The 2,260-nt window shown below is 56.0% G+C and carries 1 protein-coding gene; it reads right to left on the minus strand.

Features of this window, described 5'->3' with window-relative positions; all coding sequences use genetic code 11:
* The coding region (locus Q0216_RS05425; RefSeq protein ID WP_298593564.1) for a hypothetical protein at window positions 1–1,471 on the minus strand (1,471 nt) is incomplete at its 3' end.
* Window positions 1,472–2,260: the final 789 nt, after the last annotated feature.

The raw sequence follows: 2,260 nt of genomic DNA on the forward strand, positions 1-2,260 counted from the left end.
GGATGGTCGGGTTGGCACCCGCCGGGTCCTCGACGGCCTTCGCGATGCGCACGGAGCGCTCCTCGGTGATGACGCCGTAGAGGCAGCCGTAGTTGACCGAAAGCTCCTGCGTGATGAAGGTGTTGGTGCGCTCGGCGTCCGCCGGAACCGTGGTCGGGCAGTTGGCCGTCGGGATGGAGTTGAAGTTCTCCGGGGTCAGGAAGTTGGTCGCATTCTCCGCGGGGACAAAGCCCCACAGGTGCAGACGGTAGGTGCGTCCGTTCTGCGTAAAGGTCTTGTCGGAGACGGTCTTCTCCAGCTTGACGGTGTCGGAGACGTAGGGATTCTGGTTGACGTTACCCTTGGCACCCGGCCAGGTGCGAGGCAAAGTCTCTTCCTTCGTCAGCTGATCGCGAGGCTGCTCCGCACCACCGTTGTAATACTGGCTGTACAGGTCGTAGTCACCGTTACCCTCGCCCACGTACTTGACGCAGTACATGCGCCCCGAGCGGGATTCGGGCAGGTTCGTGTACCCCTGCGAGGGATCGGCTGCGTTGACCGGGTTCGGCTCATAGGCAGGACCAATGAACTCACCAGCGGCCGTGTAGCCAGGACGGCCAGCTTCACCATTAAGAACCAGGTCACGAGGGAGCCTGTTGTTGATTCTTTGGGTGGCATCCCAGCCGTTTTGACCAAACTGGGGGGAGCACAAGCCGGATACGCCATCCGTCTTCACATAGGCGCCACCCTTGCGGTAGATGATCGTCGAGGCCAAGGTGTTGAAGGTCTCGTGGTTGATGAAGGGGTACTCCTCAGCCTCTTCACCAGGCATGAGATCACTCAGCAGCAGCTTGATGCTCGAGTGGAAATAGGGCTGACCAAGACCACCGGGGGCTGCCGCCTGCCCGATGGGCAGGTTGTTGTGGCGGATGGCACCGAGCAGGAAGGTCTGACCCGGCTCAACCTCGCCCGGGTTGTTGGGCTTGAAGCCGATGGCACTCTGGCCGTTCACCCAGATCTTCGTGGAGTCAGCAGCCCACTTGTCGTAATGAGCCTGCATCCAGGCCCTGCTAGCAGCGGAATCGCCCCAGTCGGCGGTCTGGTTATCCCACTTCCAGGGCCAGCCGCGGGCGATGTATGTCCAGGCGTCCTTATTCTTTGCAGTTTCTCCACCGAGCCATGTGCCCAGCGGTGTATTCCCTGTGCGCAGACGATTGTCTGACATACCAGTAACAACGCCATAGCGGATGTTGTCGTTTAGGTTAGCTCCCGTTGGGGTCTCGCGGGTATGACCCTCACCCATGACGGCGTCGACCATACCGACATCAATACCGGTGGCTGCAGGCTCTTGCGCCGCATACGCAGCCTGAGGAGCAACGATCTGGCTTCCAACCAGTGCACTACCAGCGGTCGCCGCAACGGCTAATGCCGCCACAAAGCGCGTCGCTGCAGTTCTACGCTTCGAAGTAGCTTGGCTTTTCGCATTCGTCATGCTGAGCGTGCTCCTCATGTTGTGGTGGGATTTACTGACAGCTTACTGACAATCGACCAATAAATGTAGCGTTAGCAACAGTTTTGGTGTCATCCGCCATCTACGGACATCAGAACGTCTAAACCCTAGAAGAAAGCCCTTCGATTTACAACTGAATCGTTCAGACTTTTCTCAGCTTCAGAATAATTCTGATTCATTTCTGAATGAAATCTGTACACACATCGCCCTTCTCATATATGTCTTGACCTGCACATACACCTATTTCCCTCATGCTTCATGCAAGTTTTCAGAGCATATACGTGATGTCGCTCACAGCTATAAGGTTTTGCGCATTACTTATTCAGCATCTACGCACTTTGTTTTTAAGTTGGTTTTACCCGTTTTAATTGCCGACGCCCGACACGCCGAAGCTATACAGAAATTCATCGAAATTTTCGTGTCCTTACCCACAGCGCGCCCCTCTTCTGTGGACACCGCACCCACCTGTATCCACAGCCCCAAAAACCTGAAAGTCCACGAATTACACCGATGTAAGCAAGATTCATCCACACCCCTTCCACAGGAGTACTCACTCCCATCCACAATTAGTGCCCACCCACACCCCAGACACAACATATTGGGCCTGCTTGCGAATAGACACACAAGGTGTAGTGTTGACCCATGTTCCGCTCCCCCGGGTCAATAAGCGGAAAGACGAACATCTACCCACAACACTGAAAGGTCAGACCATGTCCATCACCGTCTACTCCAAGCCCATGTGTGTCCAGTGCGATGCGACCTACCGCGCAC

The organism is uncultured Rothia sp. (assembly GCF_937976295.1).
Taxonomy (GTDB): domain Bacteria; phylum Actinomycetota; class Actinomycetes; order Actinomycetales; family Micrococcaceae; genus Rothia.